Origin of the sequence: Longicatena sp. 210702-DFI.1.196 (assembly GCF_020563125.1) — a bacterium.
Lineage (GTDB): Bacteria > Bacillota_I > Bacilli_A > Erysipelotrichales > Erysipelotrichaceae > Longicatena > Longicatena caecimuris.
Genome location: NZ_JAJCPX010000016.1, coordinates 56,282 through 62,998, shown reverse-complemented (window position 1 = coordinate 62,998; position 6,717 = coordinate 56,282). Strand labels below are relative to the sequence as shown.

Genomic DNA, 6,717 nt, shown 5'->3' with positions numbered 1-6,717 from the left:
TTATGAGTTTGACGTATTTTTATTTGTGAGGCTATTTCTTATTCGTTACAGCCTCATAAAGTTATTTATTATCCGTTTCCATGTGACGTCTAATGATCGAACTGATTAATTCTGCAGCCAATTTAGGGTCATCATTACAAACAATATATTTATAATTATTCACCATCTTCATTTCTTTTCCAGCTTTCGCCAAACGCTGCTGTACAACCTCTTCTGGCTCACTTCGACGACCGCGAATTCGATTTTCCAATTCTTCCATACTCGGTGGAATAATAAATATTGTTAAAGCATCTGGACATTTTTCTTTTACTTGCGTAGCCCCCTGCACTTCGATTTCCAAAAGGACATTTTTTCCTTCATTGCGCAGTTTTTCTACCTGTGACATGGGAGTGCCATAATAATTGCCAACAAATTCAGCCCATTCTAAAAGTTCACCATGTTGGATTGCCTCTTCAAATTTTTCCTTCGTAGTGAATATGTAATCAACGCCATCCTGTTCACCAGCTCTTGGTGATCTTGTCGTCATGGAAATGGAATATGCCAATTTCAATGACGCATCATTCATAAAGTAATTACGCACGGTTCCCTTTCCTACTCCACTAGGACCACTGATAATAATTAACAGACCTTTTTTCATTTGCACACCCTCTATTCTTTATACTTATTTTACTAGTAGTGATTTCGCTTGTCAAACATGTTTTCGCTATTTTCTGCTTTTATGCTATAATGTTACTCACGAGGTGATAAGCATGGCAATTGATGGATTATTATTAAGACAGTTACGAATAGAAATAGCGCAAGCTTTACCAGCTAAATTATTAAAATTGCAACAAATAAGTGATACTGAATTATTATTTACATTACGTACCCAAACAGGCAATCAAAAACTGTTAATCTCTTTGCACAGCGTTTATAATCGTATAAATTTCACAAAAGAATCCTATACGACAATGGAGGTTCCCAGCAACTTTTTAATGTTGTTGCGAAAACAGATTGATGGCGGCATCCTCCATACCATAGAACAACTTGGTCTTGACCGTATCCTCCATATGGAGTTGGAAGCACGCAACGAATTAGGTGATATTCATAAAAAGCACTTATATATTGAATTAATGGGCAAATATGCCAATATCATTTTGGTAGATGAAGATGGACGCATCGTTGATGCCTTAAAACGTATCCCGCCGTTTGAAAACAGTAAACGTACCATTTTACCCGGTGCAGTATTTACCTTGCCAGAGCCACACAGTAACAAACAAGACCCATATCATCACGGACCATTTGATGCCGAAGAATCTTTCAGCAAACAGTTTCATGGCTTTTCCCCACTCTTGTCTAAAGAGGTACAATACCGCATGCACAAAGGTGAGGCATTCGACGATATTTTAAAGAAGATTCACGATTCCAACACTTTATATATTAGCGATGTTAAAGATCAGGTTTATTTTCATTGTATTCCACTTACACATCTAACAGATACGTATCGTCAATATCCTTTAATGCATGGCATGGATATTCTGTTTTATGAAAAAGAAGAAAAAGTGCGCATCAAACAACAAAGTCAAGATTTATATCGCAGTGTCAAACGCGAGTTGCATAAAAACACCTCAAAGCTCCCAAAACTTAAGCAATCTTTAGCTGAATCTATGGATTGTGATAAATATCGAGAATATGGGGATTTATTATTTGCTTATATGCATGAAATTGAGAAACAACCGATAATTACGCTGCCCTCTTTTGAAACAGGAGAAGAGATTGCGATTCCTATCGATATGCGTTTTGATATAAAAGGTAATGCCAATCGTTGGTATCAGAAATATCATAAAAGCAAACGAGCACAGAGTATTTTAAAGGAACAAATCGCTTTGTGTGAGAAAGAGATTGCATATTTTGAGGCTATGGAAACGCAATTATCGCAAGCTGGTGTTCAAGATGCCATTGAGATACGGGAAGAATTGGTAAAACAAGGGTATTTACGTGCACAGAAAAGTCGTATCCGGAAAAAGAAAAAGCAAGAGCTTCCTCATTATGAAACGTTTCTATTTGATGATTATCGCATATATGTAGGTAAAAACAATTTGCAGAATGACTATGTCACATGGAAACTCGCACGAAAAAAAGATACATGGTTGCACGCAAAAGATTTGCATGGTGCTCATGTCATCCTTACTTTAGAACAGCCAAATGAAGCTGCTTTACGGACTGCGGCCATGTTAGCTGCCTGGTATTCTAACGGGCGCTATTCCTCCAGTGTTCCAATCAATTACTGCCAACAACGACAATTAAAAAAGATTCCTGGCAATAAAGGAAGCTTTGTATCCTTAACGACCTATAAGACCATTTATATCGATCCAGATGCAGCCGTCATTCAACGATTGCTAGATGAACACAGAGAAAACAAAAGAAAATAGCTTTTTCACGGCATTGTCAGCTAAAATACATGCTGTTGATTAGAGCATGCTATGCATAAGTGATAATATCTTACTTTATGCAACTCATGAACTCTTTTACCATTTAGGCATAAAAAATCATACAGTGTAAAACAACAAAATGAATATGCTAGTAAGAATGCTATCCTACTTAAGAACACATCAAAAAAGTGAACAGGATACGATCATGTGTCCTCTTCACTTTTTTTCACTAGCTTTATCTTTACCAAAACACATAGTGCTATTGTTCCAACCTTTATTTACGTAAGCACTTTTTAAACCATCATACTATGAATTAAAATAGCAATGATAGTTACTATCATATGCAATAATATGCCTCTCAAATATTGATACTTATCACTATAATAAATATATATGATGTCGTTCACATTCGGCAATCATGTCATCGCTCCACTGTGATACCTGCACCTCACCGATATGTGCTTTATTTAAAAGAATCAAACATATTCTTGATTGCCCAATCCCTCCACCTATTGTAAGCGGCAATTCATCATGTAACAACATTTGATGATAAGGCAAAGTTAAACGTTCTTCACAATCAGCTTTTTTCAGCTGTTCTTGTAGTGCCTTAGCATCTACACGAATGCCCATACTGCTAATTTCGACAGCACAATCCAAAATAGGATAGTAAATAAGAATATCTCCATTTAATGACCAGTCATCATAATCCGGTGCACGTCCATCATGTTTCTGCCCACTGGATAAAATATCGCCAATTTGCATGATACATACTGTTTTATGTTCCTTTGTAATTGTATATTCTCTTTCTTTAGGCGTCATATCCGGATAGCGATCTTCGAGTTCTTGTGCGGTAATAAAATACACATCCTCGCGTATAAACGGTTCTAAATTTTCAAAGATGATATCCAATTCTTTCTCTGTTTCTTTAAGCGCCTTCATAATATTACGCACTGTCATTTTTAGGAAATCAAGATTACGATCATGACGATCGATAATTTTTTCCCAATCCCACTGATCAACATATGTGGAGTGCAGATTATCCAAATCTTCATCACGACGGATGGCATTCATATCCGTATAAATACCTTTTCCATAGCCGATATGATAACGTTTTAATGCCATTCGCTTCCATTTAGCAAGTGAATGGACAATCTCCATTTCATCTTCATCAATCTCTTTAATATCAAAGCCTACTGGACGCTCAACACCATTTAAATTATCGTTTAATCCACTACTTTTTCTTACATACAGCGGCGCCGAAATGCGCATAAGATTCAAATGATGAGCCAATCTACGTTCAAATAAATCTTTTACATATTTAATGGCAACCTCTGTTGAGATGACATCTAATTTATTTTCATAATGTGATGGAAGGATCAAATCCTTAACTGCCATACTATCAACTCACTTTCATGTCTTTTATTATACCGCATTTATGTTACAAAATATATCTTTTTTTGAAATTTTTTACAATCAATTTTTACATATGTTTCATCCACTTTCTTACTATATGCAACAACCTCTTTCATCATGCCAGAGAAAAAGCAAACAGTCTCAATTATACTGTCTGCTTCTTATTTTCTTATTTTAAAACAGCACCTTCATCCGCCGAAGTTACAAGACGTGCATAACGATACAGCCAGCCTTCTTTGATTTTCGCTTCTGGTTTCACCCAAGCATCCATCCGTTTTTGCATTTCTGCTTCATCAATCATCAGATTGATCTTACCGGCATTGATATCGATGCTGATGGTATCTCCCTCTTGAATGATGGCAATCGGACCATGCGCTGCGGCTTCCGGTGATACATGTCCGATAGCTGCCCCACGAGTTGCCCCAGAGAATCTTCCATCCGTAATCAAAGCGACTTCTTTATCCAGTTTCATACCAGCCAATGCACTTGTTGGATTCAGCATCTCTCGCATGCCCGGTCCACCTTTTGGTCCTTCATAGCGGATAACGACAACATCGCCTTTGACAATTTTTCCCTGATAAATAGCATCAATAGCATCTTCTTCACTATCAAAGACACGGGCACGTCCTGTATGCACCAACATACTAGGATCCACAGCGCTGCGCTTTACCACACAGCCTTTTGGTGCTATGTTACCAAATAATACGGCAATGCCACCAGTAGGTGAATTAGGTGTATCAATATCCTTGATGATCTTATGATCTAAATTGACAGCCTTAGCTAAATTTTCTTTGATTGTCTTGCCAGTTACGGTCATTAAAGAATCATCAATCAATTGTTTCTTCTGCAATTCTTTCATAACTGCCTGTACGCCACCGGCACGATACAAATCTACGATATGATCCGGTCCGGCAGGTGCTAATTTACACAGATTTGGAGTTTTTTGTGATACCTCATTGATTATATCCAGATCAATATCCACATGCGCTTCTTTCGCAATGGCCAAAAGATGTAAGACCGTATTTGAGGAACAGCCTAATGCCATATCACAAGCCAATCCATTACGTAAAGCCTGCTCATTTATGATATCTCTAGGCTTGATATCTTTTTCTACCATATCCATGATTGCCATACCGGCTTTTTTAGCTAACTGCATGCGAGCCGAATAAACGGCTGGTATGGTGCCATTGCCAGGCAAGGCAATTCCCAACACTTCACATAGACAGTTCATCGAATTCGCTGTAAACATACCGGAACAAGATCCACATCCTGGACAAGCATTTTGTTCAATGTACGTCAATTCTTCTTGATCAATCAGTCCTGCTTTTTTCGCTCCTACCGCTTCAAACATGGTCGATAAACTCATATCTTTGCCTTTATCATTACCAGGCAGCATCGCTCCTCCACTCATGACTACAGCTGGCAGATTCACGCGCAAAGCGCCCATCAACATACCAGGAACGATCTTATCGCAATTCGGTACAAGTACCAAACCATCAAACCCATGCGCATTGGCCATGGTTTCTACACTATCCGCAATCAATTCACGAGATGCTAAGGAGTACTTCATTCCAATATGCCCCATGGCAATACCATCACATACACCAATGCTAGGTACCATGATTGGCGTACCACCTGCCATGCGAATACCGGCTTTCACGGCCTCGCTAATCTTATCCAAATGCAAATGCCCCGGAACAATTTCACTATACGCACTGACAACACCGATCAAGGGACGATTTAATTCTTCTTCGGTTAATCCCAAAGCATAGAAGAGGGAGCGCTGCGGCGCGCAGGCATCTCCCTTTAAAACTCGATCACTTGCTCTACTCATCCTTCTTCACCTGCTCTTCTTATTTTTTTAACCAGCTCATCATCTTACGCAGCTGTGCACCAACCTTTTCTGATGGATGCTGGGCATGGACACGGCGCATTGCCAAGAAATGGGCACGGCCTGCGGATTTATTTTCGGTAATCCAATTACCAGCAAAGGTTCCATCCTGAATCTCAGCTAATACTTTCTTCATTTCTTTTCTTGTATCTTCGGTAATCAAACGTTTACCAGTTACATAATCACCATATTCCGCAGTATCAGAAATTGAATAACGCATCATTGCAAAACCTCCGCTATTAATCAAATCAACAATCAGTTTCATTTCATGGATACATTCAAAATATGCCATTTCCGGTTCATAACCGGCTTCAACCAACGTATCAAAACCAGCCTGCATCAATTCACAGACACCACCACATAAGACAGCTTGTTCACCGAATAAATCAGTTTCTGTTTCTTCTTTAAAGGTAGTTTCTATGATGCCGGCACGACCAGCACCGATTCCACTTGCATAAGCCAATGCATATTCACGTGCTTTACCGGTTGCATCCTGATGGATGGCAATCAAAGAAGGTACCCCTCTTCCTTCTAAATACTGACTGCGAACGGTATGTCCCGGACCTTTTGGGGCACACATGGTAACATCGACTCCTTCCGGTGCGACGATCTGATTAAAATGAATTGCAAAACCATGGGCAAACATCAACATATTGCCTTCTTCCAAGTTTGGTTTAATATCCTTTTCATAAATATCCGGCTGATTCTGATCCGGAGCCAAGATCATTACAACATCGCCTGCTTTTGCGGCATCTGCGGTATCCATAACCGTTAAGCCAGCTTCTTCTGCTTTGGCACGACTCTTAGAGCCTGGTCGCAAACCTACAACGACCTTGACACCACTATCCTTCAAGTTTTGCGCATGCGCATGTCCCTGACTGCCATATCCGATAATAGCAACCGTTTTTCCTTTCAATAAATCCAAATTACAATCTGCATCATAATACACCTTTACCATATCTTTTTCCTCCTGTTCTGGTAATTCCTATCTTATAGCATCAA

The 6,717-nt window shown here is 39.1% G+C and carries 5 protein-coding genes; 1 reads left to right on the top strand and 4 read right to left on the bottom strand.

From position 1 onward, the window contains the following. Positions 1 to 61: 61 nt before the first annotated feature. Entirely contained in the window at positions 62 to 637 is a 576-nt protein-coding gene (gene gmk, locus LI241_RS08480) for a guanylate kinase (protein WP_008687868.1), read from the bottom strand. Between the two features lie 112 nt (positions 638 to 749). Between gmk and LI241_RS08475 the strand changes: the two genes are divergently transcribed. Further along, positions 750 to 2,411 (top strand): NFACT family protein, encoded by a 1,662-nt coding sequence (locus tag LI241_RS08475; RefSeq protein WP_008687867.1) that lies wholly within the window; start codon positions 750 to 752, stop codon positions 2,409 to 2,411. 378 nt (positions 2,412 to 2,789) lie between these two features. On the opposite strand, the gene asnA is transcribed toward LI241_RS08475, so the two are convergent. The 3 genes from asnA to ilvC all read right to left on the bottom strand — a co-directional run bounded on the left by asnA (position 2,790) and on the right by ilvC (position 6,673). After that, positions 2,790 to 3,806: an aspartate--ammonia ligase gene (gene asnA / locus LI241_RS08470; protein ID WP_008687865.1), complete on the bottom strand. Its 1,017-nt coding sequence runs from the start codon at positions 3,804 to 3,806 to the stop codon at positions 2,790 to 2,792. A gap of 187 nt (positions 3,807 to 3,993) precedes the next feature. Continuing rightward, positions 3,994 to 5,658 (bottom strand): dihydroxy-acid dehydratase, encoded by a 1,665-nt coding sequence (ilvD, locus tag LI241_RS08465; protein WP_008687863.1) that lies wholly within the window; start codon positions 5,656 to 5,658, stop codon positions 3,994 to 3,996. Between the two features lie 19 nt (positions 5,659 to 5,677). Next, positions 5,678 to 6,673: a ketol-acid reductoisomerase gene (gene ilvC, locus LI241_RS08460; protein ID WP_008687856.1), complete on the bottom strand. Its 996-nt coding sequence runs from the start codon at positions 6,671 to 6,673 to the stop codon at positions 5,678 to 5,680. Positions 6,674 to 6,717: the final 44 nt, after the last annotated feature.

What these genes read in the sequence shown, in the direction of transcription:
- gmk (WP_008687868.1), bottom strand. Translation starts at nt 637, where the DNA reads ATGAAAAAAGGTCTGTTAATTATTATCAGTGGTCCTAGTGGAGTAGGA.
- LI241_RS08475 (WP_008687867.1), top strand. Translation starts at nt 750, where the DNA reads ATGGCAATTGATGGATTATTATTAAGACAGTTACGAATAGAAATAGCG.
- asnA (WP_008687865.1), bottom strand. Translation starts at nt 3,806, where the DNA reads ATGGCAGTTAAGGATTTGATCCTTCCATCACATTATGAAAATAAATTA.
- ilvD (WP_008687863.1), bottom strand. Translation starts at nt 5,658, where the DNA reads ATGAGTAGAGCAAGTGATCGAGTTTTAAAGGGAGATGCCTGCGCGCCG.
- ilvC (WP_008687856.1), bottom strand. Translation starts at nt 6,673, where the DNA reads ATGGTAAAGGTGTATTATGATGCAGATTGTAATTTGGATTTATTGAAA.